This window comes from Streptomyces sp. NPDC025618 (assembly GCF_055558795.1).
Map to the genome: position 1 here is coordinate 62,608 of NZ_JBVHLW010000012.1, position 26,970 is coordinate 89,577.

The window sequence follows — 26,970 nt, forward strand, 5'->3', positions numbered from 1 at the left end:
ACCGAGGGGCGGGGGCGAGGAGGAGGCGTGCGGGAACATCCCCTAGGGGTCGGGCCATTGCGCCCGCCCCCGCCCTCAGGGTCGACAACTGCATATAAGCGGACGAAGCGTACGGAATGCGGGCAGTTTCGCTCATCGGGAGATCACCGAGGGGAAACGAAGCGCGGAGAATGCGTGAAGCCTGGCCCGCGGCAAGACAATTGCGGTCAGAGGGAATTAGTGTTCGGCTTTGATGGTCGAGGGGGGCGACGTGCCACCCCTTCGAACCGGCCGCCGGTCTTTCGAAGGAAGCAGCCCGTGAAGATTCTTCCCACGCGCGCCGCGAGCGTCTCCCGGCAGGGCCTGTGCACGGCCCTGCTCGTCGCCAGCCTGACCGCCGCGGTCGGCGTCAGCCCCCCGCACCACACCGCCGACGCCGACGAGCCGACCCCGGGCCCCGACAACCCCCAGTCGCTGCCCCACGGCACCCCCAACCTCACGCTGCCCGACCTCAGACCCCACTCCCCCGGCGGCCTCCCCGGCACGCCCGGCGCGGGCGGCGACAAACCCGACGGCACCACCGGCATCCCCGCGACCGCCCTCGACGCCTACAAGAAGGCCGAGGCCCAGGCCCGCACCGAGCTGCCCGACTGCCACATCCCCTGGCAGCTCATCGCCGGCATCGGCAAGGTCGAGTCCGAGCACGGCACCATCTACGGCACCCACCTCCTCCCCGACGGCACCACCGACAAGCCGATCCTCGGCCCCGCGCTCACGGGTCGCGAATTCGCCCTGGTCCGGGACACCGACGGCGGCTTCTGGGACGGCGACACGCAGTACGACCACGCCGTCGGCCCCATGCAGTTCATACCGTCCACCTGGAAGCACATCGGCGCGGACGGCAACGGCGGCTACAAGAACCCCAACAACATCTACGACGCCGCCCTCGGCACCGCCCGCTATCTGTGCGCGGGCGGCCGGGACTTGAACAAGCCGGGGGATCTCGACAAGGCGATCCTCAGCTACAACCCGTCACGCGCGTACGTCAAGAGCGTCGTCGCGTGGATGCGCGCGTACCAGAACGGCGATGTCGCGGCACTGCCGGACGGCTCCGGCAGCCCGTCCGCTCCGCGGATCCCGACAGGCAACGCTCCCGGCACGCCGAGTTCGCCGAGCGCGCCCAGCACTCCTGGCACGTCGCGGCCCTCGCCGCAGCACAGCCAGAAGCCGAGCACTCCCAGCACCCCGAGCAAGCCGAAGCCGTCCGAGCCGAGCAAGCCGTCGAAGCCGACGGAGCCCTCCGAGCCGTCGAAGCCGACGCCTCCGGCGCCCACGACCGCCCGGCTGGAGCGGGTCGGGGACGCGCAGTGGTCGGCGACGGTGGGCGAGACGTTCAAGGAGCAGGCGAGCGTACGGGCTCTCACCGACGGCGGAAAGCCGGTGGCGGGGACGCGCGTGCGCTTCGAGATCCTCGGCGACACCAAGGCCCGCTTCCCCGGAACCGGCACGGTCTTCACCACCACCGCGGGCAAGGACGGCACCGCCACCGCACCGGCGGTCCTCGCCAAGGACAAGGCCGGCCCGTTCACGGTGCGCGCGACGGTCGAGGGCCGGGACATCACACCGGTCGACTTCGCGGCCACGGTCAAGCCGGCGCCTGTGGGGTCGGTGGTGCGCGTGGGCAACGAGCGGGTCGTGGCCGCGCCTTCCGGCGCCTTCGGCCCGATCCAGGTCCAGACGCTGGGCAAGGACGGGAAGCCGCTGGCGGGTGTCGGTGGCATGACGGCCACGGTTCTGTCGGCCGACGACGCGACGCCTCCGGCCGGCGGGCCGCACTTCAAGAAGGACGGCAAGGAGGTACGGACGATCGCTCTCGCCCCGACGGACGAGAAGGGAATCGCGTCCGTGCCGGACATGTTCGCGGACGCGAAGGTCGGGTCCTACCGGCTGAAGATCGCGACGGCGGACGGGCAGGTGCTGCTGCTCGATGTGCGGGTGGAGGTGCCGAAGCCGTAGGCGGTGCCGGTCGCTGCTCGGCGGCGGGTGCCTCCCACCCGCCGCCTCGACCTGGGGCACGCGCCCCAGGTCCCCCGACGGCGGCCGGACCGGCGCCTGCGGCGGGCTTTTTCCCAGCCCCGCCCCTTCCCGGCTGCGTCGGCGCCTGCGGCGGGCCTTTTCCCCTACCCGCCCCTTCCCGGCTGCGTCTGATCTGCGGCTCCGCCGCGTGGGGGGCGTGCCCCAGGCCCCGGGCGCGGGTGGGTCGGCGCCTGCGGCGGGCCTTTTCCCCTACCCGCCCCTTCCCGAAACTGGGGGCGAGCCCCCAGCCCCCCACAACGTTGCGCGCTCCGAAACTGGGGCTGCGCCCCAGACCCCGCAACACGCTTCGCGCGTTGTCCTCAAACTCCCCCAGCTACCTCCCCCAGACTCCGTCCGGGGGTGCCCCCAGAGGTGCCCCCAACGGGCTGAAGGCGAACCTGAAGCAGACACGTCCCGCACGTGCCCTCCGGCGGGAGGGGGTGGGGCTGGAGGGTGGGGTTCTGGAACGCGGTGCGATTTCAGGGCACCCAATGCGCATGACCCGCACCGCACCGCGTTCCAGGTCCTCAGCCCGGAAGACCCACCCCCGGCACCCACCACAACCCAAGCCCGGCCGGCGATTGAGGCCGCGCCCGCAGGGCGCTCCCGCCGCAGGCGGCAACGAAACCCGCACCAGACAACGGCGAACCCGAAGGCGGCGCTCCCGCCGCAGGCGGCAACGCAACCCGCACCCGGCAACGGCGAGCCCGAAAGCCACCCCGCCACAAACAACCCGCACCCAAACTCAATCCGCCGGGTCAGCCACCGGCTTCCCCGTGAGCGCCGCCAAAGAATGCCGCACATGCGCCATGTGCGATCGCAACTCCTCCCGCCGTTCCTCATGCTCACGCAGCACCCGCTCCGTGTCACGGACGATCCGCTCCTCGCGGACACGGGCCTGCGCGATCAGAGCGGCGGCCTGGGCGTCCGCGTCCTCCTGCCCATGGCGGGCCGCCTCCTCCGCCTCCGCGTAGCGGCGCTGGGCCTCGGCGAGGGCGTTGCGGCCGTACTCCTCCATGGCGGCGACGCGGACGTCGAGCGCGGCCTCGTGCTCGGCGATCTCGTGGCCCGCCGCGTCCCAGCGCTCCGCGTGGTCCTTCTCCTGCTCGGCGAGAGCGTCGGCGGTGCGCTCGCGCATCTCCTTCAGCGAGGTCACCGCCTCGACACGGCGCGCCTTCGCCTCGCGCTGGGCGACGGCGCGCACGTCGTCGGCGACGGACAGCGCGGCCAGCCCGGCCTGCCGCGCCCAGTCCTCCGCCTCCGCGCGGACCTCGGTCGCGTAGGCGTGCGCGGCGTCCCGCACCGCCCGCCCGTGCGCGTCGGCGGCGTCCATCAGGGACGTCGCCTCCGCCTCCGCCCGCTCGCGCAGCCCCGCCGCCTCGGCCTGCGCCGTGAACAGCAGGCCCTGCGCGCGGTGGCCCAGCGACTCGTACGTCTGCGGCGGCAACTGCTGCACCAACTGCCGCAGCCGCGCGACCTCGTCCTCCATCTCGCGCGCGAGCACCGTCAGCCGCGCCGCGCGCTCCCACGCCTCGTCACGGCGCCGCTCGCACTCGACGAGGGCACGGTCCACCTGTTCAGGGCGGTAACCACGGCCCCGTACCACGGTGAAACCGTCAGGAGATACCGATGAACTCATCCTCGAAGCCCCTCATATCCCGGACAACCGAATGACGCGGTCCGGCGCACATCATTCCCGTACGGCGCGAGTGCCCAGAACCCGACACTCCGCCCGCTTCCTCCCGCAAGGTTGTGCCGACCGACGGCGCGGGGCGCCCGCCCCTTCGTCCAAGGGTCGAACGCCCCGCGTCGTCGACACATCGGCCGGCCCCTAGAAGAGACCGTCCCACATCTGCTCCACCAGCACCGCCCACCAATTCTCCGGCGCCGCCAGGGCGGCCGGGTCGAGCGCCGCCAACTGCTCCTGGAAGTCCACGGTCCAGCGGCCGGCCTGTTCCGGCGTCAGACCGTAGCGCCAGCGCCACATCTTGCCGAGCAGCGCCAAAGAGCGAACGAACTGAGGGAGGCTCGTGTTGACGAACTGCGGCGCCACGGAACCGCCGTCCGCCCCCGCCTCCATCGGCACGGCCACGATGTGCGCCGTGCCGTACTGCACACACAGCTGACGGCCGTAGTCACTGCCCATCACCAGATACGAGCCCGCGTCCGGCGCCGGGCGCACCCCGCGCTCCGCCGCCAGCTCCGCCAGCGTCGGCACCGGCCGGCCGGGCTGGGCCTGGCCCCAGAAGAACGGTCCGAGGTCCACCGGCAGACCCGCCCACACGAGCGTCTGCGCCACGACGTCCGGCACGCCCTGCCGCGACACCGCGCGCTGCTCGAACCGGAACACACCCTGCGGACCGAACGACTCCGCCAGCTCCCGGGCGATGACATCCGGCCCGACCGGCGGCAGTTGGGCCGAGCCCGACAGCGGCACCCGGTTCGGCGCCGGCCGCGCCGGGCCGTCGGCCACCTGGTGCAGCTCGCCCTGATGCTCAATCAGATGCCGCATGCCCTGCTGCCGCGTCGGCAGGTCCCGGCCGTACGCGGCGGTGTGGCTGATCCGCACCTGCGGCCAGGTCTCCCGCACCATGCGCGCGCAGTAACCGCCCGGCAGATCACAGGACTCCAGCTCCGTGTGCAGCTCCAGCACCTGCTGCGGCGGTACGTTCATCGCCCGCAGCTCGTGCAGGATCTGCCACTCGGGGTGCGGCGTCCCCGGCGCGCTGCGCCGGATCAGCTGCTGCTCCGAACCGTCGGCGGCGCGGTAGCGCAGTACGGCCATATAGCCGGGCCCCACGGTGGGCGCCCCGGCGGGCTGCGGCGGATAGCCGTAACCCTGCGGGGCACCGGGAGTGCCGGGGCTCGCGAGCATCGTCGCCGCGTGGTGCACCGGCGCGCCGGGCGCACCGGGCGGCTGCCCGGGAACGCCCGGGGCGCCGGGAGCGTGCGGTACGCCGACGCCCGGCGTACCGGGCCCGGCGAGCATCGTGGCCGCGTGGTGCACCCCACCGGGCCCCTGCGGCGGCCCCTGCGGGGCGCCGGGAGGCTGGGGCGCGCCGGGCGCCTGCGGGGCGCCGGGCGCCGCCGGAACACCGGGAGCACCCGGGGCGGCGGGCATGCCGGGAGTGCCCGGACCGGCCAGCATCGTCGCGGCGTACGCGGCGCCGGGGCCCTGCGGGGCGCCCGGGGGCTGGGGAGCTCCGGGGGCACCCGGAGGCTGCGGGGCGGCCGGGCCCTGAGCGGAACCCGGGGCACCGGGAGCCCGAGGCGGCCCAGGAGGCTGCCCCGGAACACCGGGAGCGCCAGGAGCGTGCGGCACATGCGCCCCACGCGCACCCGACCGCCCCGAAGCACCAGGGGCACCAGGGGCACCAGGGGCACCAGGGGCTGCCGGAACACCCGGAGCAGCGGGAGCACCAGGCACCCCCGGAGCACCGGGCACACCAGGCTCGGCCAGCATCGTGGCCGCCGCGTGCGCCGCTCCGGCACCGGGCGCACCGGGAGGTCCGGGCGGTACGGATCCACTGGTGCCCGGAGCACCCGGCGTACCCGGGGCGTTGGGCACACCAGGAGGACCGGGCGGTACGGGCCCACCGGCGCCCGGAGCACCCGGCGCACCCGGGGCGTTCGGCGGCTGGCCGGGCACGCCGGGCGCGCCCGGAGGCCGCGGACCCGCGTCCGGAACCGGCGGGGCGGCCGGAGCCGGCCCATGCGCGGCCGACGCCCCCGGACCCGCCGGGTCCTCGAGCGCCGGGGCGATCGCCGTACGCGGCAGCGCGCTGCCCGCCGGCATCAGCGCCGTCTTGGCCTCGGGCCCGACCGCGGGGGCCGGGAAGTCGTCCTCGTCCGCACCCGACAGGGCGGGGGCGAGCACCGTGGCGGGCAGCCCGACGGAACGGTCCCCGTCGTCCTCGTCCGCGTTCGCGTCGGCCCAGGGAGTCGCCGAGGCGTCGGCGGCCCCGCTCGTGGCCGAGGACGCGCCCGCGTCCGGCCAGACAGAAGCGGAATCCGTCTCCGACGCGGAGGGAGCGTCGGGCCAAGCGGACGCGCTGCCCGTAGCCCCACGCTCCGGACCCGAAGCAGCCGCACCCGGCGCGGAGGGAGCATCCGGCCAGGCGGACGCACCGGCCCTGCCGGCACCGTCCGCGCCCGCGGCACCACCGCCCGTGCCCGACGTGCCGGCCGTACCTACCGCAGGCGCACCCGCCCTTGACTCGGCAGAAGCATCCGGCCAAGCCGACCCACCGGCCCTGCCGGCACCGTCCGCACCCGCGGCGGCCACCGCTGCCGCACCGGCACCCGGCCCGGCAGCCGCACCCGCGGCGCCACCGCCCGTGCCCGACGTGCCGGCCGTACCCGCCGCAGGCGCACCCGCCCTTGACTCGGCAGAAGCATCCGGCCAAGCCGACCCACCGGAACCCGCCATCGCAGCAGCGCCGTTCGCACCCGCGCCCGAAGCACCGGGCTCATCCGTCGCAGCCGCAGCAGGCGCGACCCCATCCGGCGAACCCGGCGCCACAGCAGCACCACCCTGGCCCGCCGCAGGCGCACCCGCAGGCGCACCCGCGGCCCCCGACGGCACTCCCCTGCCCTCGGACGAATCCGTCCCCGGCGCCGACGTCGCGTCCGACCAGGCGGAGGCCGGCCGGTCGCCCCGCGTACCGGACGCCGAACCCGAACCCGAACCCGACGACCGCCGGTCCGGGATGCCGATCGCGTCCGCCGCGTCCTGGAGCCACTGCGGCGGGCTCAGCAGGAAGGACGTCGCCTCCAGGTCCAGCCGCTTCGGCGGCGCCCCGTCCGGCGGCGGCAGTTGTTCGTCCACGGCCCCGTACTCCTCCTCGTACCGGCGGATCACCTCACCCACCGGCAGCCCCGGCCACAGCGTCGTCTCGCCGCTGTCCCGGGCTATGACCAGACGGGCCCGGCCGCCGTCCGACGTCGGGCCGTCCTCGCGGTCCTCCGCCCACACCACGAAGCCCAGATCGAACTCCCGCACCCGCACCTCACGGTGCTGATACGCCGGCACATCGCCGTTGACCCAGCGCTCCGCGCGCTCCTGTGCTTGCGCGAACGTCACCATCCCGCGCTCACCCCTCCACCGGGACGGCGTACGCGAAGCCACCGTCGACCATCAGGTTCGCCACCGTCTCCAGCTCCGGCGGGCCACCGGCCAGCCGGGAGAGAAACGCGTCGAAGTCCTCACCACAAGGCAGCAGCAACCGCTCCACCCGCTCCCGCACCGTCCAGCCGTCCCGGTCACGGGCATCGTCGAACGGACAGAACCACACCGTGCCGAGCGACTCGCCCTTCACCTTCACCGCGAGGACACCGCCCTGCACGAAGGCGACGCCCAGATAGTCCTTGGTGAAGTGGTCACGCAGACACTTGTTCACATAGACCAGGTCATTGACGGCCGCGTCGTCGCGCACCGTGAAGAACGGCTGGTCGATCAGGAGCCCCAGCTCCGCGTCCAGCGCGGCACCCACCGGCGCACAGCCGCCCGCCGCCTTCAAAAAGGCGCGGTACGCCCCCGGCAGCCGGTAACCGAGATCCTCCTCGACACCCTGGACCTGCTCCTCCGTCACCGCCAGATCCCGCTGCGGCAGCGCGAAGTGCACCGGACGCGTCTCCTGCAACGGCCGCGTGCCCCGCTTGTCCTGGTCCACCGCCGCCGTCGCCAGCCCCGCGTGATGCCGCAACAGCGCCTTCACCTCGACCGGAACAAGCTCCAGCCGCCGCGTGCCCGCCACGTGGTGCCACGTCCAGCCGTGCGGCGTCGCCACGCTCGGCAGACTCGCCCACAACTCGTGCCCGGCCGCGTGCTGCGCGGCGTTCGCCGACACATAGTCCGTCAGCCGCAGTTCGTCGACGCCGAAGCCCTCCGGCGGCTCCGCGATCTCCGCGGCCGCACGCGCGTACGGCGAGAAATCCGGGAAACCGTCCTCGTCCACCCGCACGCCCTTGGGATAGCGCGCGGCACGGACCGGATCCGGGAAGTGCACGACCTGCCCGGCATAGGCCGTGTTCGGTGGCGCGGCGTGCTGCCCGAGCCGACCTGTCGTCATGGCGGATGCCCCCTGCTGACTCTGTCACCTGACGCCCAGGACACGTGCGGCGGACACCGCGGGCCACCGGGCCACCGGCCGCGCCACGGGGCGGCCCGGCCGGTCGGTGTCCCCATGGCCGAGAACACCCCGTTCGGCACAGCCTATGCGCTGCGGCAAGGCGGGCACCGCGCAGCGACCGCACGCACCGCGCCACGCCGCCCCCGCCCCGGCGGCCGTCCCCCGGCACCGCATCCCATAGTGATCACACGACACATGAACACCACACGGCACGCACCCAACCCCGACCTGACTTCCACACCCGCCATCCCATTTGGCAGGCTGATCCCCGCAACAGGGGGATTGCACGGGAGGGAAGAACCACCATGCACACGACTCAGGACCGCCAGCCCGTGGACGAACGCGCCTCCGCACCCGGAGACCCCCGGCTCAGCTGGAGCGCCACCGACGACGCGGACAGACCGCCGGCGCTGCTCCACCGCCGGGACGGCATCCTGCCCGCCGTCGCCGCCGCGCTCTCCGTCCGCGGCGAGACCCTGACCTGCACCGCGGGCAAGGCCGACCAGCCGCCGACGCTCCACCCGCTCGTCCAGGACTTCCTCGACACGCTCACCAGCGACCGCCGTGAACGCTTCACCGGCCGCTGCCCCGAGGCCGTGCTCCTCACCCGCTACCTCGGCGTCTTCGAAGCGGGCCGGAGCAAACGTGCCGCCCGCAAACCGCTCACCCACAGCGAGGCGAAACGCGCCCTGAAACACGCCAAGCTCACCGCCCGCCACATCCGCGAGGACGGCGACCCCCGGCACGGCGGCTACGCCGCCCCCTGCCGCTCCTGCACGGCCCTCCTCGCCCACTTCGGCGTACGGAGTGTGGACCCCGCCGCCCCGACCAACGGCAAGGGCTGACCCCATGCGCGCCTTCGAACGCACCGCCGCCACCCGCTTCCCCGTCGCCGTCGACGCCGCCCTCCGCGAGGCCGGCTGGCAGCCCGGCCGCTGGGACATCAAGGCCGCCGAGAACTGGGCCGACGCGCTGCGCGCCCACACCTCCCCGGCCGGCCACCGGCACACTGTCTTCCCCGCGGCCGTCGAGGCGTGGGCCGAATTCGGCGGGCTGCACATCACCGCCCCCGGACCCGGCCGCCACATCGCGCCGACGCCCTTCCACATCGACCCCCTGCACGGCCTCCACCTCGCCCGCACCGTCGCCGACCTCGGCCGCGCGCTGGGTGCCGAGGTGTGCCCCCTCGGCCAGGAGGCGGACGGGCAGGCGCTGCTCGCCATCGACACCCACGGGCGGGTCTACAGCCTCGACCACAGCGGCGACTGGTACCTCGGCCCGGACATCGACCGCGCCATCGGCACCCTCGTCACCGGCGCCCGCCCCTCCCGCCTGTCGGCGGGACCGCGCGCGTAGCACCCGGCACACCGCCCCCGTCACGGTCGAGAACCAGCCAAAAGCAGGGCGGTATCCGGCCTAATTCAGGCCGCCATCCGGCCCTCCCCCGACGGGATCACCGCCGAGACCCGGAAACCACCCACATCCGTCACACCAGCCACAAAGACCCCACCAAGCGCCGACACCCTCTCGCGCATCCCCACCAGGCCATTGCCACCACTCGGCAGACCCACATCCGCGCCACCGTCCGAAGGCCCGTTCTCCACCTGGAGCGCCACCTCACCCTCCCGGTGCGCGAGCCGCACGACCGCCTTCGCCCCCGGCGCGTGCTTGTGCACATTCGTCAGCGCCTCCTGCACCACGCGATAGGCCGTGCTCTCCACCCGCGCGCCGTGCGAACGCTCCTCACCCTCCACACACAGCTCCACCACCATGCCCGCAGCCCTCGACAGACCCACCAGATCCTCGAGCCCGTCCAGACACGGACCGTCACCGGCCACGGCCTCCTCCACCGCCCCGGCGACCGCCACACTCTCCGACACCCGCGCCGAAGCCACCGCGGCGACCTCCGCCAACCGCTGCGAATCCGCCGCCGCCGACTGCGCGACCACCGAACCGTCCGACGACGTCCGCAAGACCCCCAGCATCTCCCGCAGCTCCGTCAGCGCCTGCCGGCCCATGTCACCGACCAGACCCGCGTTCTTCGACGCCTTCTCCGGATCCTTCAGCGCCACCGCCTGCAACGCCGCCGCGTGCACCACCATCAGCGACACCCGGTGCGCCACCACGTCGTGCATCTCCCGCGCGATCCGCGTGCGCTCCTCGTTACGGGCCCACACCGCCCGCTCCTCCGCCCGGTCCGCCAGCAGCGCCAGCTCCCGCTCCAGACCGTCGGCCCGCTCCCGCAGACTCTCGACCAGCCGGCGGCGCGCCCCCACGTACAGCCCCAGCAGCACGGGCGGCGCGGACAGCCCCAGCGCCATCAGCGCCGAGAAGAACACCGTCAGCCACATGCCCGGGTGGTAGCCGTCCTGCGACATGTCCTGGTCGAACCGCACGAACGTCACCGCGAACGTGCCCACCACCGACGCCCCGGCCAGCACCACCGTCAGCCGCCGCGCCACGTCGGACGCCGCCAGGGTGTAGAGCCCCACGATGCTCAGCAGGAAACCCATCTCGGCCGGTGTGATCGCGATCGACACCAGCACCACGGCTATCGGCCACCGGCGCCGCAGCAGCAGCACCGCCCCGGTCGGCGCACCGACGACGAAGCCGGCCAGCGCGGGCAGCCCCGCGTCGTTCGCGAAGACGATCCCTTCCAGCGCGCACTCCAGCGCCGACAACAGCGCGAGCGTCACGTCCAGCACAAAACCCCGACGCCGCTCCCACCACCACGGCCCCCTGGGCGCGCCCCGCGCGCCCGCCTCCGCGATTGCCCCCGTTGTGGTCATACCACCCAGACTACGGGCGCCCGCCACCGGTTTTCCTGCCCGCGCGGGAGCACGGGGGGCGCGCGATCGAAGGCGAAAGGCACAGGTTTCCCTCGAACTGCTGAATGGGACGCATTTTCGCTCTATGTGCGCGTATGGACGATGACGCTGGGTGCATGACGCAACCGAAGAAGGAACTGCAGGCCCGCGCCCGCGAGCTACGCCTGGCGGGCCGGACGTACGACGAGATCGTCGCGGAGCTGGGGGTGGCGAAGAGCTCGGTGTCGCTCTGGGTGAGGGATCTGCCGAAGCCGACGCGGCGAGTGCAGGAGCACTGCCGCGCGATGGCCGAAGTACGGTGGGGGCCGATCCGCCAGGCCCGGGACCTGGAACGCCAAGGGACCCAGAACGCCGCGAGGGGCGAGATAGGCAGACTCTCGGATCGCGAGCTCTTCCTGATCGGCGTCGGCCTCTACTGGGCCGAGGGCTCCAAGCGAAAGACCCACCGAGCGAGCGCGTCACCTTCGTCAACAGCGACCCCGACATGATCGACCTCTACCTGGCCTGGCTTCGCCTGCTCGGCGTCGACGACGACCGCCTCCGGTTCCACGTGATGGTCCACGAGTCGGCCGACATCACAGGCACGGAGCACTTCTGGGCCGAGCGCGTCGGCAACGGCGTCGGAACCTTCGGCAAAACGACCCTCAAAAAGCACAACCCGAAGACCGTCCGCAAGAACGTCGGGGAGGACTACCGGGGATGCCTCGCGGTCCGCGTGCTGGGAAGTGCTGACCTATACCGTCGCATCGAAGGCTGGTGGTACGGCATAGTGGTGGCTGCGCGTGTGCCCGATCCAGAGGATCGGACATAACGGACGAACCATCCCGGGTCGTCTAATGGCAGGACAAATGGTTTTGGTCCATTGAATGAGGGTTCGATTCCTTCCCCGGGAGCTCACAAGTTGGACGACATCGGGTCCTGACCCCCAGGTCAGGACCCGCCCGCGTTTCGGCCTTCAAACACACCGGTATCCTTCGGATGTCCACCACCCGAAGCCGAAGGGCACACCCGTGAGCGCCAACCGCCCGGCAGCCGTCGTCGTCCTCGCAGCGGGTGAGGGCACCCGCATGAAGTCGGCGACCCCCAAGGTCCTCCATGCCATCTGCGGCCGCTCCCTCGTCGGGCACGTCGTCGCCGCCTCCCGCGAGCTGGACCCCGAGCACCTCGTGGTGATCGTGGGGCACGAGCGCGAGAAGGTGTCGGCGCACCTGGCCGAGATCGACCCCGCCGTACGCACCGCCGTGCAGCACGAGCAGAACGGCACCGGCCACGCCGTGCGCATGGGCCTGGAGGAGCTGTCGAACAGCGGCATCGCCCTCGACGGCACCGTCGTGGTCGTCTGCGGCGACACCCCGCTGCTGACCGGTGAGACCCTGCGGCGCCTCTCCGGCACCCACGCCGCCGACGGCAACGCCGTCACCGTGCTGACCGCCGAGGTCCCGGACTCCACCGGCTACGGCCGCATCGTGCGCGACGCCGCCACCGGCGCCGTGACCGCGATCGTCGAGCACAAGGACGCCACCGAGGAGCAGCGCGCGATCCGGGAGATCAACTCCGGTGTGTTCGCGTTCGACGCGCAGCTCCTGACGGACGCCCTGGGCAAGGTCCGTACGGACAACAGCCAGGGCGAGGAGTATCTGACGGACGTCCTGGGCATCCTGCGCGAGGCCGGGCACCGGGTGGGCGCGGCCGTGGCGGGTGACCACCGGGAGATCCTGGGGATCAACAACCGCGTCCAGCTCGCCGAGGCGCGCAAGCTGCTCAACGAGCGGCTGCTGCACGTGGCGATGATGGACGGCGTGACGGTCGTGGATCCGGCGTCGACGCTGGTCGACGTGACGGTGACCTTCGAGCGTGACGCGGTCGTGCACCCGGGCACCCAGCTGCTGGGCGCGACGCATGTCGCCACGGGTGCGGAGGTCGGCCCGAACTCCCGGCTGAAGGACACCGCGGTGGGTGCGGGCGCGGTCGTGGACAACACGGTGGCGGACGGCGCGGAGATCGGCGAGGGCGCGAGCGTCGGCCCGTACGCGTACTTGCGTCCGGGCACCCGGCTGGGGACGAAGTCCAAGGCGGGGGCGTACGTGGAGATGAAGAACGCCGTGATCGGCGAGGGCACCAAGGTGCCGCACCTCTCCTACGTCGGGGACGCCACGATCGGTGAGTTCACCAACATCGGCGCGGCGAGCGTCTTCGTGAACTACGACGGTGTGAACAAGCACCACACGACGATCGGCTCGCACTGCCGGACCGGCTCGGACAATATGTTTGTGGCTCCGGTCACGATCGGGGACGGCGCGTACACCGCGGCCGGCTCGGTCATCACCAAGGATGTGCCCCCGGGTTCGCTGGCTGTCGCACGTGGACAGCAGCGGAATATCGAGGGCTGGGTGGCTCGTAAGCGCCCGGGAAGCGCAGCCGCACAGGCCGCTTCCGCCGCTCAGCAGGACGGTCGGGAGACCGACGCCGAACAGTGACCGTGACACGGGCGCGTCGTGCGGGGCGTACCGTGATAAGCGCACACAAAGCGACATCCAAGGAGACTGTGCTGTGACCGGGATCAAGACGACCGGCGAGAAGAAGCTGATGCTCTTCTCCGGCCGCGCCCACCCCGAGCTTGCCGAGGAGGTCGCGCACCAGCTGGGCGTCGGCCTGGTCCCGACCAAGGCATTCGACTTCGCCAACGGCGAGATCTACGTCCGCTTCCAGGAGTCGGCGCGTGGCGCCGACTGCTTCCTGATGCAGAGCCACACGGCTCCCATCAACAAGTGGATCATGGAACAGCTGATCATGATCGACGCTCTGAAGCGGGCCTCGGCCCGGAGCATCACCGTGGTCGTGCCGTTCTACGGTTACGCGCGTCAGGACAAGAAGCACCGCGGCCGTGAGCCGATCTCGGCGCGTCTGGTGGCCGATCTGTTCAAGACGGCGGGTGCGGACCGGATCCTGACGGTCGACCTGCACACGGATCAGATCCAGGGCTTCTTCGACGGCCCGGTGGACCACCTGTTCGCGCTGCCGATCCTCGCGGACTACGTGGGCGCCAAGGTCGACCGCGACAAGCTGACGGTCGTCTCCCCGGACGCCGGCCGGGTGCGCGTGGCGGACCGCTGGTGCGACCGGCTGGGCGCGCCGCTGGCGATCGTGCACAAGCGCCGTGACAAGGATGTCGCCAATCAGGTCACGGTGCACGAGGTCGTCGGTGATGTGAAGGGCCGGGTGTGTGTCCTGGTCGACGACATGATCGACACGGGTGGCACGATCTGCGCCGCCGCGGACGCGCTGTTCGCGAACGGTGCGGAGGATGTCATCGTGACCGCGACGCACGGTGTGCTGTCGGGTCCGGCCGCGGACCGTCTGAAGAACTCCAAGGTGAGCGAGTTCGTCTTCACCAACACCCTGCCGACGCCGGGTGAGCTGGAGCTGGACAAGATCACGGTGCTGTCGATCGCGCCGACGATCGCGCGCGCGGTGCGTGAGGTCTTCGAGGACGGTTCGGTGACGAGCCTCTTCGAGGAGCAGGCGTAAGTCACGCGCTGACTGATCGATTTCTGGGCGGCCTCCCCGCCGGGTACACTGCACAAGTTGCTCGGCGAGGGAGGCCGCACTTTTTCTGGGTGCGGCGGTCCGTTATCGACGCGCTCTTCGTAGCAGGTCTGTCGTGGGCCGGGTAACGGCCGTCAGATCCTTTTACTTTTCTACGAGGAGTGCGCATGTCCGAGGTCAAGATCCCCGCACAGATCCGCCGCGAGTTCGGCAAGGGCTTCGCCCGCCGCGCCCGTGTCGCCGGTCAGGTTCCGGCTGTTGTCTACGGTCACGGTGGCGAGCCGGTTCACGTGACCCTGCCGGGCCACGACATGATGATGGCGCTCAAGACCCCGAACGTCCTGCTCTCCCTGGACATCGAGGGCCGCACCGAGCTGGTCATCCCCAAGGCCGTCCAGCGTGACGCGCTCAAGGGCTTCCTGGTCCACGTCGACCTGCTGGTCGTCGCCAAGGGCGAGAAGGTCACGGTCGAGGTTCCGGTCCACACCGAGGGCGAGCTGGCCCCGGGCGGCAACCTGCTCGAGCACGTCCTGAACACCCTGCCCGTCGAGGCCGAGGCCACCCACCTCCCCGAGGCCGTCGTCGCGAACATCGCGGGCCTCGAGGCCGGTGCCTCCGTGCTGGCGAAGGACGTCGTCCTGCCGGCCGGTACCTCCCTGGCCGTCGACGGCGACACCGTCGTCCTCCAGGTGCTGGCCGCCCAGACCGAGGCCCCGGCCGAGGCTGCGGGCGACGAGGCCTGATCCAGGCCCTTCCCCCGTTTTCCCGCCGCCGTCCCACTCCTGCCGAGTGGGGCGGCGGTCGGCTGTGGAGGAGAATGTTCGGATGACGGACGACACGAGCCCTTGGCTGATCGTGGGGCTGGGCAACCCGGGCCCCGAGTACGCGGCGAACCGCCACAACGTCGGCTTCATGGTGGCCGACCTGCTGGCGGAGCGGCTGGGGGCGAAGTTCAAGGCGCACAAGTCGCGGGCGCAGGTGCTCGAGGGCCGGCTCGGTGCGCCGGGGCCGTCGAGCCGCCGGGTGGTCATCGCGAAGCCGATGTCGTTCATGAATCTGTCGGGCGGGCCGACGGCGGCGCTGCGGGACTTCTACAAGGTGCCGGTGGAGCGGATCGTCGCGGTCCACGACGAGCTGGACATCGATTTCGGCCAGCTGCGGCTGAAGCTGGGTGGTGGCGACAACGGCCACAACGGCCTGAAGTCGATCACGAAGGCGATGGGCCCTGATTACTGCCGGGTCCGGTTCGGCATCGGGCGGCCGCCGGGTCGTATGCAGGTGGCGGATTTCGTGCTGAAGGATTTCTCGTCGCCTGAGCGCAAGGAGTTGGCGTTCGAGGTGGATCGGGCGGCGGATGCGGTAGAGACGCTGATCGTCGACGGTCTGGAGCGGGCGCAGGGGACGTACAACTCGTAGCGGGGCTCTTTTGCCTGGGGTCGCGCCCCCCGCGACACGGCTTCGCCGCGTTGTCCTCAGACGCCGGGCGGGCTGGTCGCAGGGGGCCACAGGAAGCCTGGGGGGGGGGGAAACCCCCCCCCCCCCCCCCGTTTTTGTCGGCCTCCCATCCCCCCTCCCCCCCCCCCCCCCCCCCCCCCCCCCCCCCCCTCCCCCCCCCTCCCCCCCCCCCCCCCCCCCCCCCCCCCCCCCCCCCCCCTCGGCCGCAGGGCGCTCCCACCGCAGGCGGCAACGGAACCCGCGGCCGGGGGAAACCCCCGCCCCCTCAGCCCGTGTTGCGCAGCCCCGCCGCCACCCCGTTCACAGTGAGAAGCAGCGCCCGCGCCAGCGTCGGATCCGCCGGTTCCCCCCGTTCCGCGGCGAGCCGCTGCCGGTGCAGCAGCGTGACCTGAAGGTAGGAGATCGGGTCGAGATACGCGTCGCGGATGTGGAAGGTCTGCCTCAACACCGGGCTGGAGTCGAGCAGTTCCCGTTCCCCGGTGATGCGCAGGACTTCCTGCACCGTCAGCTCGTGCTCCGCGCGGATCGTGTCGAAGACGTGCTTGAGCTCGTCGGGGACGAGCGTGTCGACGTAGTGCTGGGCGATGCGCAGGTCGGTCTTGGCGAGGGTCATCTCGACGTTGGAGAGGAAGTTCTGGAAGAAGTGCCAGTGTTCGTGCATTTCTTCCAGGACGTTGTCGAGTCCGGCCTCGCGGGCGGCCTTGAGGCCGGAGCCGACGCCGAACCAGCCGGGGACGATCTGGCGGGACTGGGTCCAGCCGAAGACCCAGGGGATGGCGCGCAGGCCGTCGAGGCCGGCGCCGGAGTCGGGGCGGCGGGAGGGCCGGGAGCCGAGGTGGAGCTCGGCGAGCTGGTCGACGGGTGTGGAGGCGAAGAAGTAGGCCGGCAGGTCGGGGTCCTCGACCAGGCGGCGGTAGGCGCCGTGGGCGGCGTCGGAGACGGTGTCCATGGCGGCGTCCCAGCGGGCGAGTGCCTCGTCGGACTGGCGCGGTGAGGTGTGCAGGGCGGATGCCTGGAGGGTGGCCGCGACGGTCAGTTCCAGGTTCTCGCGGGCGAGGGCGGGGATGAGGTACTTGTCGGAGATGACCTCGCCCTGCTCGGTGACCTTGATCTCGCCTTCGAGGGTGCCCCAGGGCTGGGCGAGGATCGCGTCGTGGGTGGGGCCGCCGCCGCGGCCGACGGTGCCGCCGCGGCCGTGGAAGAGGCGCAGCCGTACGCCGTAGCGGTGGGCGACGTCGCGGAGGCGGCGCTGGGCGCGGTGGATCTCCCACTGGGAGGTGGTGATGCCGCCGAACTTGGAGGAGTCGGAGTAGCCGAGCATGACCTCCTGGACGTCGCCGCGCAGGGCGACGAGGCGCCGGTAGGAGGGGTCGGCGAGCATCTCGTCGAGGATGCGGTCGGCTTCCTTGAGCTCGTCGGTGGTCTCCAGGAGCGGGACGATGCCGATCTTGGCCCAGCCGGCGTGGAGGTCGAGGAGTCCGGCCTCGCGGGCGAGGACGGCGGCGGCGAAGACGTCGTCGGCGCCCTGGCACATGGAGATGATGTAGGACTCGACGACCTCGGGGCCGAAGCCTTCCAGGGCCTTCTTGATCGTGCGGAAGACGTCGAGGGTCTTCTGGCCGCCGGCGTCCAGGGGTGCGGGTGTGGGGGCGAGCGGGCGGCGCGAGCGGAGTTCCTTGGCGAGGAGCTTGCGGCGGTAGTCGCGGGGCATGTCGGCGTAGCGCCAGGACTCCTCGCCGAGCCGGTCGAAGAGCTGGCCGAGGGCGTGGTGGTGGGCGTCGGCGTGTTCGCGGACGTCCATGGTGGCCAGGTGCAGGCCGAAGGCGGCGAGGGTGCGCAGGGCGCGTTCGAGGCGGCCGTCGGCGATGAGGCCGCCGCGGTGGGCGCGCAGGGAGTCCTGGATGAGCTGGAGGTCGGCGAGGAGTTCGCCGGTGCCGAGGTAGTCGCGGCCTTCCTGGTGGGGGGTGTCGCGGGCGAGGCGTTCGCGGGTGTTGATGAGCTTCTGGCGGACGCAGGTGGCCTTGAGGCGGTAGGGCTCCTCGGCGTTGAGGCGCTTGTAGCGGGGGCTGATCTCGGGGAGGAGTTCGAGGTCGCGCTGGAGGGAGGAGAGGAGTTCCTCGGTGGCGCCGCTGTTGCGGATGGAGTTGGAGAGGGCGCTGCGGAGGAGGTCGACGAGTTCGAGGGCGTCGGTGATGCCGTGCTCGTGCTGGAGGATCAGGACGTCCCAGGTGACCTGGGGGGTGACGTTGGGGTTGCCGTCGCGGTCGCCGCCGATCCAGGTGCCGAAGGTGAGGGGGCGGGTGGTGGCGGGCAGGGCGAGGCCGACGCGGTCGAGCTCGGCGGCGAGGTCCTCCAGGACGTCGCCGACGGCGCCCGCGTGGAGCTCGTCGAGGTAGTAGATGGCGTTGCGGGCCTCGTCGGTGGGCTCCGGGCGGGCGACGCGGAGTTCGTCGGTCTGCCAGAGCAGGTCGATGTTCTCGGCGAGGCGCAGGTCGGTGCGGCGCTTGTCGCCGGTGGCGCCGGCGGGGGTGTCGAGCAGTTCGGCGATGCGGCGGAGCTTGTTGAGGACGCTGCGGCGGGCGGCCTCGGTGGGGTGGGCGGTGAAGACGGGGCGTACGCCGAGGTGGTCGACGGTCTGCCGGAGGTGCTCGGGGTCGGCGTCCTTGAGCTGGTCGGCGGTGCGGGCGAGTATCGAGCCCTCGGCGTCGCGCTTGGCCTGGAGCTCGCGGCCGCGGTGCACCTGCTCGGTGACGTTGGCGAGGTGGAAGTAGGTGGAGAAGGCGCGGACCAGCTTGGCCGCGGTCTCCAGATCGGTGTCGCCGAGGAGCCGGGCGGCGGCTTCGCCGTCGGTGCGGGTGAGGGCCCTGACGCGCTCGACGAGGTCGAGGAGGTCTTCGCCCTCCTGGCGGACCAGGGTTTCGCCGAGGAGGTCGCCGAGGCGCCGGATGTCGGCGCGCAGGGCGGCGCTGCGCTGTGCTTCGGCGTCGTTCCGCGGGGTTTCCTCAGCGGCGAGGCTGGTGGGGTCGGCACTGCTCACAGGTGCGGCTCCTTGCAGAGTTTCTGGCACGTCTGGAGGGTTTGCGGACCGCGCTGTCCGACGGTGACCAGCATAGGTCGCCGCCCGACGCGCGGTTGTCCACAGCCCTCTTGCTCCAGGGCCCTGCCCTGCGATACTTACGTAGCCGTAGGTTACGGACCCGTAGCCTTGCCCCGAGCCCCCTTAAGGGATCTGATGACCGCAAGCCCCGACGTGATCGAAAACGCGCCGAAGGCCCAGGAAACGCCGCTCCCGTCCGCCACTCTCGGCAGTGACAGCAAGCGCTCGGTGGAGCAGATCGCGCTGTTGCTGTTCATCACCGTTCCGTTCGTGGCCCTGGTGGCCGCCGTCCCGCTGGCATGGGGCTGGGGGGTGAGCTGGCTCGATCTCGGGCTGATGGTGGTGATGTATTACATCGGGTGCCATGGCATCACGATCGGTTTTCACCGGCATTTCACGCACGGGGCGTTCAAGGCGAGGCGGCCGCTGAAGATCGCCCTGGCGATCATGGGGTCGATGGCGGTGGAGGGTCCGGTGGTGCGCTGGGTGGCGGATCACCGCAGACATCACCGTTTCTCGGATGCCGAGGGCGATCCGCATTCGCCGTGGCGGTTCGGTGAGAGCGTGCCGGCGCTGCTGAAGGGTCTGTGGTGGGCGCATGTCGGCTGGATGTTCGACGAGGAGCAGACACCGCAGCAGAAGTACGCGCCGGATCTGATCAAGGATCCGGCGATCCGGCGGGTGTCGCGGCAGTTCGTGCTGTGGACGGCGGTGTCGCTGCTGATCCCGCCGCTGGTCGGCGGGTTGGTGACGTGGTCATGGCAGGGCGCGCTGACGGCGTTCTTCTGGGGTTCACTGGTGCGGGTGGCGCTGTTGCACCATGTGACGTGGTCGATCAACTCCATCTGTCACGCGGTGGGCAAGCGCCCCTTCAAGTCGCGTGACCGGTCGGGCAATGTGTGGTGGCTGGCGGTGCTCTCCTGCGGTGAGTCCTGGCACAACCTGCACCACGCCGACCCGACCTCGGCCCGCCACGGCGTGCTGAAGGGCCAGCTGGATTCGAGCGCCCGCATCATCCGCTGGCTGGAGAAGGCGGGCTGGGCGTACGACGTGCGCTGGCCCGACGCGGACCGCATCGACTCCCGGCGGAAGGAAAGCGCCGTTCACGCGGCATGATTGACAGCGTGGCGACCGACAGCGATTCCAGCAATTCCACCAGTGGCAAGACCCGGACCCCTGCTCCGGGGGCCCGGCGCACCCGCCGGGTGCGGATGACCGGCGCGGAGCGCCGTGAGCAGCTGCTGGACATCGGTCGCGCACTCTTCGCCGAGCGGGGGTTCGAGGGCACCTCGGTGGAGGAGATCGCGGCGAAGGCCGGGGTCTCCAAGCCGGTGGTCTACGAGCACTTCGGCGGCAAGGAGGGGCTGTACGCGGTGGTGGTGGACCGCGAGATGCGGCAGCTGCTCGACATGGTGACGGGCGCGCTGACGGCCGGGCACCCGCGGGAGCTGCTGGAGCAGGCGGCCTTCGCCCTGCTGGACTACATCGAGACCTATACGGACGGCTTCCGCATCCTCGTCCGCGACTCGCCCGTCGCGCAGTCCACGGGCACCTTCGCCTCCCTGATCAGCGACATCGCCACCCAGGTCGAGGACATCCTCGGCCTGGAGTTCAAGGCCCGCGGCTTCGATGCGAAGCTGGCGCCGCTCTATGCCCAGGCTCTGGTGGGCATGGTCGCCCTCACGGGTCAGTGGTGGCTGGACGTGCGCAAGCCGAAGAAGGCGGAGGTGGCGGCGCATCTGGTGAATCTGGCGTGGCACGGCTTGGACGGGCTGGAGCCCAAGCCTCGGCTTGTGGGGCATCGTCGGGCGTAGCTCGGCTTTCGCCTGCGGGCGCGTTGCCGCCTGCGGCGGGAGCGCCCTTGGGGGTCCCCCCGGACGAAGTCTGGGGGAGCGTCCTCAATCTCCCCCAGCTACCGCTGGGAGGTGCCCCCAACGGGCTGGATATGGCTGAGCTCAGCCATATCCAGCCCGTCCGGCGATTGAGGACAACGCGGCGAAGCCGTGTGGCAGGGGGCCTGGGGGATCACCCTCAGTTCCGGGAAGGGGCGGGTAGGGGAAAAAGCCCGCCGCAGGCGCCGCCCACCCGCAGCCAGGGCCCGCGCCTCAGCCCTCCCGCCGCCCCACCACGAAGACGCGCCGGAACGGGAAGACCGTGCCCCGCTCCCCCGCCGGATACGCCTCGCGCAGCAGCGCGCCGTACGAGGTGAGGAATTCCTCCACCGCCTCCGCGTCGTCGCCCAGCGCCGTCAGGACCGGCCGCAGCGCCGTGCCCTTCGTCCAGTCGAGGACGGGGTCCGGGCCGGACAGGAGCTGGACGTATGTCGTCTCCCACGCGTCCACGGACAGGCCGAGGCCCGCGAGGCGGTCCAGGTATGCGCCCGGTTCCAGGATGTGGCCCGCGCGGTGGAGGCCGCCCAACCGGTCGCGCCAGCGTGGGCTTTCGCAGAGTTCGTGGAGCAGGACGTGGCTGGGGGCCGTGAAGTTGCCGGGGACGGTGAAGGCGAAAGTGCCGCCGGGAGCGAGGGCGCCTGCCCAGGCGGGGAAGAGGTCCGCGTGGCCCGGGAGCCACTGGAGGGTCGCGCTGGAGAAGATCAGGTCGTAGGGCCCGGAAGGGGCCCAGTCGGCGAGATCCACGCGGGCGAAGCCGACGCGGCCGCCGCCGGCGACGCGCTCCGCCTCGGCGAGCATCTCCGCGGAGCTGTCGAGCCCGGTGATCCGGGCGCCGGGCCAGCGTTCCGCGAGCAGGGCGGTGACGGTGCCGGGGCCGCAGCCGAGGTCCACGATGCGGGCGGGGTCGCCGGGCAGCTCGGGGACGCGGGCGAGGAGGTCATGGACGGGGCGGGTGCGGTGACCCGCGTGGCGGAGGTACTGCCGCGGGTCCCAGGTGGGTGCGCTGGTCATGGGTGAAGCCTCCGGAGCGGGGCGCGCGTACGGGGCAGGGGGCGCGAGGCGCCTCGTACGTACGGGTTCCGTACGCCGATGAATCCAGCATCCGCCCCGAGATCTCTTGATGTCAAGAGACTTCATGTCGACAGACCAACTACACTGATCGTCATGGAGGACGAGGTCGATCGACTTGTGTCAGCGTGGCGCCGCGAGCGCCCGGACCTCGACGTGGAACCGCTCGAGGTGCTCAGCCGCGTCAGCAGGCTCGCCCGTCACCTCGACCGGGCCCGGCGACTGGTCTTCGCGGAGCACCAGCTCGAGCCGTGGGAGTTCGACGTGCTCACCTCCCTGCGCCGCGCGGGCGACCCCTATCAGCTCTCCCCCGGCCAGCTGCTCACCCAGACGCTGGTCACCTCCGGCACCATGACCAACCGCATCGACCGGCTCGCCAAGCGCGGCCTCGTCGAGCGGCTGCCCGATCCCAACGACCGCCGGGGCGTGCTGGTGCGGCTCACCGCCGAGGGGCGCGACCGCGCCGACGAGGCGCTCGCCGGGCTGCTCGCCCAGGAGCGCGCCATCCTCGCCCGGCTGCCCGGCGGGCAGCGCCGCGAACTGGCCGATCTGCTACGTCAGTTGACCGCCCCGTTCGACAATGTGCCCGGCTAGGTCGACCGGGCCTACCCCGGCCCGCCGGGCCAGCGCCACCGCCGCGAGCGTGGAGTGCACGCCCAGCTTCCCCAGCACGTTCTGCATGTGCGTGCGCACCGTGTGCGGGGAGAGATAGAGCCGCTCGGCCACGGCCTTGCGGCCCAGCCCCGCGACCATGCAGCGCAGCACCTCGCGCTCGCGCGGGGTCAGCGACTCCACGAGCCGCTCGCTCTCGGTGCGGTGCTTGCGCGCGGCCGTGAGCTCCCGCAGCACCCCGGTGAGCAGGGCCGGCGGCAGGTGCGTCTCGTCGCGCAGGACGCCCCTGATGACGGCCAGCAGCCGGGACAGCGAGCAGTCCTTGGCCACCCAGCCGCCCGCGCCCGCCTGGAGCGCGGCGGCGGCCCGTCTGGGGTCGTCCCGCTCGGCGAGCACCACCGTCCGCACGGCGGGCTGGCCGCTGCGGACGCCCGCCACCAGGGAGATCCCGTCGACGGCGCCTTCCGTGGGCGTGCCCTCCTGGCCGGGCACGCGCTGCCCCGGCACGCCGTCCGCCGCCACCGTGCCCAGATCGGCGTCGATCAGGAGCACGTCGAAGCGACGCCCCTCGCCCGCCGCGCGCTCCAGGGCGCGCATCGCCGCCGGACCGCTGCCGGCCGCCGAGACGTCCACATCCTGCTCGGCCGCGAGGGCAGCGGCCAGCGACTCGGCGAAGATGCGGTGGTCGTCGACCACCAGAACCCGAATTCGTGCCACAGCCACCCCCATGTCCCGGGTAGGCGGGCAGTGCGGGTACGGCGCCCGGTGCCGGGGTCGCCACGCGCGCACGGCCGCCGCCGTGCCATGGCTACTACCCCGCCCCCGGGCGTCGTACCTGACTGTCTCGCCCCCTGATCAGCGTCGGCCCCCACCGGCGCTGTGCATCAGCGTACGGCGGGGGTCCGGCGACGGAAGCCGATTGGCAAAACTGCCTGACCCGCGTGTTTATGGTGAGCTTTCTGTTCAGTATTGGGACAGCGAACGACATGGAACGACTCGATGTTGTCCATGTACCCGCCGGTTTTCGCACTCCGGCCTACGCCAGGCGGCGGGCGCCCGCCCCCGCGACCACCGCAAACACCCGCGGCCGGGCGTGGTCCGCCCGCGCGAAGGCATCCAGAACGGCGCGTTCCACATCCGCCGCGCGCTCCGCCGGCGCCAGCGCCACCACCGATCCGCCGAACCCCGCGCCGGTCATCCGCGCGCCAAGCGCGCCCGCGGAATTCGCAACCGCGACCGCCAGGTCCAGCTCCGGGCACGAGACCCGGAAGTCGTCGCGCAGCGAGGCGTGCCCGGCGTCGAGGAGCGGTCCGACGGCCCGGACGTCGCCCGCGTCGAGGTGCGCGACGACCTGCCGGACACGCTCGTTCTCGGTGACGACGTGGCGCACCAGCGCCCGTATCCCCGGGTCCGGCAGCCGGTCCAGGGCGTCCTTCAGACGGTCGTGGGGCACATCGCGCAACGCGCGTACGCCCAGCGCGCGGGCCCCCGCCTCACAACCGGCGCGCCGCTTCGCGTACGCGCCGTCGGCCAACGCGTGCTTCACCCGGGTGTCGACGACGAGCAGCCGCAGTCCGGCGGCCTCCGGGTCGAGGGGCACCTGGCGGTGGGTGAGGTCGCGGGTGTCCAGGTGGAGGGCGTGCCCGGCGACGCAGCTCACGGACGCGGTCTGGTCCATGATCCCGCAGGGGACGCCGACGAAGGCGTTCTCCGCCCGCTGGCAGATCCGGGCGGTCTCCTGCCGGGTGAGGGTGATCCCGGCCGTCCCCGCGAGGGCGAGCGCGGCGGCGCACTCCAGGGCCGCCGAGGAGGAGAGGCCGGCGCCCTGCGGGACGTCGCCGTCGATCTGGACGTCGGCGCCGCCGAGTTCGTGTCCGGCCTCGCGCAGCGCCCACAGCACCCCGGCGGGGTAGGCGGCCCAGCCGGTGGTGCGGCCCGGTTCCAGCTCATCGAGGGCGAGTTCGGCCCAGCCGGCGCGGGGGTCGTCGCCCCGGTGGAGGCGCAGCCGGCCGTCGGCGCGGGGGGAGGCGGCGGCCCGTACGGTGTGCGGGAGGGCGAGCGGGAGCACGAACCCCTCGTTGATGTCGGTGTATTCACCGATGAGGTTGACCCGGCCGGGGGCGGCCCAGATCCCGGCGGGCGGGTGGGTGAAGGCCCGCTCGAAGGCCGCGGCCGTGGCGTGGGCGCTCATTCGGCGGCCGCCCGCCGGGCGAACTCCCAGGCGTCCTTGATGATTTCGGCCAGTTCCGTGCGGCGTGGGCGCCAGCCGAGGGTCTCGGCGGCCCGTTCGGCGGAGGCGACGAGGACGGCGGGGTCGCCGGGGCGGCGCGCGGCGGCGGTCTGCGGGACGGGGTGGCCGGTGACCTTGCGGGCGGTCTCGATGACCTCGTGGACGGAGAAGCCGCTGCCGTTGCCGAGGTTGCAGATCAGGTGCTCGCCGTCGCGGGCGGCGGAGAGGGCGAGGAGGTGGGCCTCGGCGAGGTCGGCCACGTGGATGTAGTCGCGGACGCAGGTGCCGTCGGGGGTGGGGTAGTCGTCGCCGTAGACGGCCACGGACTCGCGCTCGCCGAGGGCGACCTGGAGGACGATCGGGATGAGGTGGGTCTCGGGCGTGTGCCGCTCGCCGTGGTGGCCGTGGGCGCCCGCGACGTTGAAGTAGCGCAGGGAGACGGCGGCCAGACCGTGGGCCGCGCACTCGCCGCTGATCATGTGGTCGACGGCGAGCTTGGTGGCGCCGTAGGGGTTGGTGGGGGCGGTGGGGGCGTCCTCGGTGATCGGGACGGCCGCGGGCTCGCCGTAGGCCGCGGCGGTGGAGGAGAAGACGAGGGTGCGCACGCCCGCGTCGCGCATGGCGGCGAGGAGGTCGGCGGTGCCGCCGACGTTGTTGCGCCAGTACGGCTCGGGGTCGGCGACGGACTGGCCGACCTGGGAGTACGCGGCGAAGTGCAGCACCGCCTCGTAGGAGCTGTCCAGCCACTGCCCGGCGTCCTGCACGCGGCCCTCGATGAAGCGGGCGCCGTCGGGGACGCTCGCGCGGTGGCCGGTGGAGAGGTCGTCGAGGACGGTCACGCCGTGGCCGGCGGCCAGCAGGTGGGCGGTGACCACGCTGCCGACGTATCCGGCGCCGCCCGTGACCAGGTATGTGCTCATGTGCTCGCTACCTCTCGCAGTCGCTCGGCCGCGGCCTCGGGCGGCACGTCGTTGATGAACACACTCATGCCGGATTCGGAACCGGCGAGGAATTTCAGCTTGCCGGGAGCCCGGCGGACGGTGAAGAGCTCCAGATGCAGCGCGAATTCACTCCGGTGGGGATGGCGGAACGGCGCCTGGTGCCAGGCGGAGATGTACGGCGTGGGCTCCTGCGCCGTGCTCTCCCCGCCTTCCCGCCCGGCGAAGATCCGGTCGAAGCGCCGCAACAGTTCCAGATAGACCTGTGGGAACTCTGTGCGCGCCCCGTCGTCGAGGAAGCGCAGGTCGGGGACGCGGCGGCGGGGGTGGAGGTGGACCTCGTACGGCCAGTGGGCGGCGTACGGCACGTAGGCCGTCCAGTGCTCGGTGTCCAGGACGATCCGGCGGCCGTCGGCGCGCTCGGCGGCCAGGGTGGCGTCGAAGAGGTTCTGCCCGCCGGTCTCCTCGTGGTGCCGGGCCACGGAGGCGAGCACGCGCTCGGTGCGCGGGGTGGTGAAGGGATAGCCGTAGATCTGGCCGTGCGGGTGGCCGAGGGTCACGCCGATCTCGCGGCCGCGGTTCTCGAAGCAGAAGACCTGGGCGACGGAGGGGAGTTCGGCGAGGTCGGCGGTGCGGTCGGTCCAGGCGGCGAGGACGAGCGCGGCCCGTTCGTCGTCGAGGCCGGCGAAGGAGGCGTGATGGTCGGGGGTGAAGCAGACGACCTCGCAGCGGCCGGAGTCCCCGGCGAGGGAGGGGAAGCGGTTCTCGAAGACGACGACGTCGTAGTCGGCGGCGGGGATCTCGGTGTCGCGGCCCTCGCGCGAGGGGCACAGCGGGCAGGCGTCGGGCGGCGGGTGGTGGGTGCGGCCCTGACGGTGGGAGGCGATGACGACGCTGTCGCCGAGGAGCGGGTCGCGGCGGACCTCGGAGGCGGTGGCGACGGGGTCGAGGCGGCGCCGGTCGGGGGCGTCGCGCACGGTGTCGTCGCGGAGGTCGTAGTAGAAGAGCTCGCGCCCGTCCGCGAGCCGGGTGGCCGTCCGCTTCATCCGGAACCTCTCTCACCGAACAGTCCGAACACCTTCACACACAACTCAACACAAGGAAGCATGACCCAACAA

The 26,970-nt window shown here is 72.3% G+C and carries 20 protein-coding genes, 1 tRNA gene and 1 pseudogene; 12 read left to right on the forward strand and 10 right to left on the reverse strand.

Annotated elements, in window-relative coordinates:
• Positions 1–297 precede the first annotated feature (297 nt).
• On the forward strand, positions 298–1,995 hold the full coding sequence (locus tag ACZ4A5_RS13860; RefSeq protein WP_467582325.1) for a lytic transglycosylase domain-containing protein: 1,698 nt from the start codon (positions 298–300) through the stop codon (positions 1,993–1,995).
• Positions 1,996–2,800: 805 nt separating this feature from the next.
• Here ACZ4A5_RS13860 and ACZ4A5_RS13865 read toward each other — a convergent pair.
• The 3 genes from ACZ4A5_RS13865 to ACZ4A5_RS13875 form a co-directional block, all read right to left on the reverse strand.
• A complete protein-coding gene (locus ACZ4A5_RS13865; protein WP_467582327.1) occupies positions 2,801–3,628 on the reverse strand; it encodes a cellulose-binding protein in 828 nt (275 codons plus the stop codon).
• 258 nt (positions 3,629–3,886) lie between these two features.
• Positions 3,887–7,141, reverse strand: a complete 3,255-nt coding sequence (locus tag ACZ4A5_RS13870) for an SUKH-4 family immunity protein (protein ID WP_467582329.1) — start codon at positions 7,139–7,141, stop codon at positions 3,887–3,889.
• A 7-nt stretch (positions 7,142–7,148) separates the two neighbouring features.
• Positions 7,149–8,126, reverse strand: coding sequence for an HNH endonuclease (locus ACZ4A5_RS13875; RefSeq protein WP_467582331.1), 978 nt, complete (start codon positions 8,124–8,126; stop codon positions 7,149–7,151).
• Between the two features lie 365 nt (positions 8,127–8,491).
• On the opposite strand from ACZ4A5_RS13875, the gene ACZ4A5_RS13880 reads away from it, so the two are divergent.
• Together ACZ4A5_RS13880 and ACZ4A5_RS13885 are read left to right on the forward strand one after the other, a co-directional pair.
• Positions 8,492–9,031, forward strand: a complete 540-nt coding sequence (locus ACZ4A5_RS13880) for a YwqJ-related putative deaminase (RefSeq protein WP_398870165.1) — start codon at positions 8,492–8,494, stop codon at positions 9,029–9,031.
• 4 nt (positions 9,032–9,035) lie between these two features.
• A complete protein-coding gene (locus ACZ4A5_RS13885) occupies positions 9,036–9,542 on the forward strand; it encodes an SUKH-3 domain-containing protein (RefSeq protein WP_467582333.1) in 507 nt (168 codons plus the stop codon).
• Between the two features lie 65 nt (positions 9,543–9,607).
• On the opposite strand, the gene ACZ4A5_RS13890 is transcribed toward ACZ4A5_RS13885, so the two are convergent.
• The gene (locus tag ACZ4A5_RS13890) at positions 9,608–10,975 is read right to left on the reverse strand and encodes a sensor histidine kinase (RefSeq protein ID WP_467582335.1); all 1,368 of its coding nucleotides are present in this window, start codon (positions 10,973–10,975) and stop codon (positions 9,608–9,610) included.
• A gap of 155 nt (positions 10,976–11,130) precedes the next feature.
• Between ACZ4A5_RS13890 and ACZ4A5_RS13895 the strand changes: the two are divergent.
• The 6 genes and pseudogenes from ACZ4A5_RS13895 to pth all read left to right on the forward strand — a co-directional run bounded on the left by ACZ4A5_RS13895 (position 11,131) and on the right by pth (position 15,976).
• Positions 11,131–11,825: pseudogene (locus tag ACZ4A5_RS13895) on the forward strand (hypothetical protein).
• Positions 11,826–11,836: 11 nt separating this feature from the next.
• Positions 11,837–11,907 (forward strand) — tRNA-Gln (locus ACZ4A5_RS13900).
• Positions 11,908–12,024: 117 nt separating this feature from the next.
• The gene (glmU, locus tag ACZ4A5_RS13905) at positions 12,025–13,491 is read left to right on the forward strand and encodes a bifunctional UDP-N-acetylglucosamine diphosphorylase/glucosamine-1-phosphate N-acetyltransferase GlmU (protein ID WP_467582337.1); all 1,467 of its coding nucleotides are present in this window, start codon (positions 12,025–12,027) and stop codon (positions 13,489–13,491) included.
• Between the two features lie 73 nt (positions 13,492–13,564).
• On the forward strand, positions 13,565–14,542 hold the full coding sequence (locus tag ACZ4A5_RS13910; protein ID WP_467582338.1) for a ribose-phosphate diphosphokinase: 978 nt from the start codon (positions 13,565–13,567) through the stop codon (positions 14,540–14,542).
• A 185-nt stretch (positions 14,543–14,727) separates the two neighbouring features.
• A complete protein-coding gene (locus ACZ4A5_RS13915) occupies positions 14,728–15,303 on the forward strand; it encodes a 50S ribosomal protein L25/general stress protein Ctc (protein ID WP_467582340.1) in 576 nt (191 codons plus the stop codon).
• 82 nt (positions 15,304–15,385) lie between these two features.
• Positions 15,386–15,976 (forward strand): aminoacyl-tRNA hydrolase, encoded by a 591-nt coding sequence (gene pth / locus ACZ4A5_RS13920; RefSeq protein ID WP_467582342.1) that lies wholly within the window; start codon positions 15,386–15,388, stop codon positions 15,974–15,976.
• Positions 15,977–16,280: 304 nt separating this feature from the next.
• On the opposite strand, the gene ppc is transcribed toward pth, so the two are convergent.
• Entirely contained in the window at positions 16,281–19,052 is a 2,772-nt protein-coding gene (gene ppc, locus ACZ4A5_RS13925; protein ID WP_467582344.1) for a phosphoenolpyruvate carboxylase, read from the reverse strand.
• Between the two features lie 195 nt (positions 19,053–19,247).
• On the opposite strand from ppc, the gene ACZ4A5_RS13930 reads away from it, so the two are divergent.
• Together ACZ4A5_RS13930 and ACZ4A5_RS13935 are read left to right on the forward strand one after the other, a co-directional pair.
• Positions 19,248–20,228, forward strand: a complete 981-nt coding sequence (locus ACZ4A5_RS13930) for an acyl-CoA desaturase (protein WP_467582346.1) — start codon at positions 19,248–19,250, stop codon at positions 20,226–20,228.
• Complete coding sequence (locus ACZ4A5_RS13935; protein ID WP_467582348.1) at positions 20,225–20,926, forward strand: TetR/AcrR family transcriptional regulator; 702 nt, start codon at positions 20,225–20,227, stop codon at positions 20,924–20,926. Before ACZ4A5_RS13930 ends, ACZ4A5_RS13935 begins: the two co-directional genes overlap by 4 nt.
• A 291-nt stretch (positions 20,927–21,217) precedes the next feature.
• Here the strand turns inward: ACZ4A5_RS13935 and ACZ4A5_RS13940 are convergent, their stop codons facing one another.
• Positions 21,218–22,015 (reverse strand): trans-aconitate 2-methyltransferase, encoded by a 798-nt coding sequence (locus tag ACZ4A5_RS13940; protein WP_467582350.1) that lies wholly within the window; start codon positions 22,013–22,015, stop codon positions 21,218–21,220.
• Between the two features lie 153 nt (positions 22,016–22,168).
• Here ACZ4A5_RS13940 and ACZ4A5_RS13945 point away from each other — a divergent pair, with 153 nt between their 5' ends.
• Entirely contained in the window at positions 22,169–22,666 is a 498-nt protein-coding gene (locus tag ACZ4A5_RS13945; protein ID WP_467582352.1) for a MarR family winged helix-turn-helix transcriptional regulator, read from the forward strand.
• On the opposite strand, the gene ACZ4A5_RS13950 is transcribed toward ACZ4A5_RS13945, so the two are convergent.
• From ACZ4A5_RS13950 to galT, 4 genes are all read right to left on the reverse strand, one after another.
• A complete protein-coding gene (locus ACZ4A5_RS13950; RefSeq protein ID WP_398870151.1) occupies positions 22,625–23,401 on the reverse strand; it encodes a LuxR C-terminal-related transcriptional regulator in 777 nt (258 codons plus the stop codon). The genes ACZ4A5_RS13945 and ACZ4A5_RS13950 overlap by 42 nt on opposite strands.
• A gap of 319 nt (positions 23,402–23,720) precedes the next feature.
• The gene (gene galK / locus ACZ4A5_RS13955; RefSeq protein ID WP_467582353.1) at positions 23,721–24,875 is read right to left on the reverse strand and encodes a galactokinase; all 1,155 of its coding nucleotides are present in this window, start codon (positions 24,873–24,875) and stop codon (positions 23,721–23,723) included.
• Positions 24,872–25,834 (reverse strand): UDP-glucose 4-epimerase GalE, encoded by a 963-nt coding sequence (gene galE, locus ACZ4A5_RS13960; protein WP_467582354.1) that lies wholly within the window; start codon positions 25,832–25,834, stop codon positions 24,872–24,874. Before galE ends, galK begins: the two co-directional genes overlap by 4 nt.
• Positions 25,831–26,898 (reverse strand): galactose-1-phosphate uridylyltransferase, encoded by a 1,068-nt coding sequence (gene galT, locus ACZ4A5_RS13965; protein ID WP_467582355.1) that lies wholly within the window; start codon positions 26,896–26,898, stop codon positions 25,831–25,833. The genes galE and galT overlap by 4 nt, the downstream gene beginning before the upstream one ends.
• Positions 26,899–26,970 lie beyond the last annotated feature (72 nt).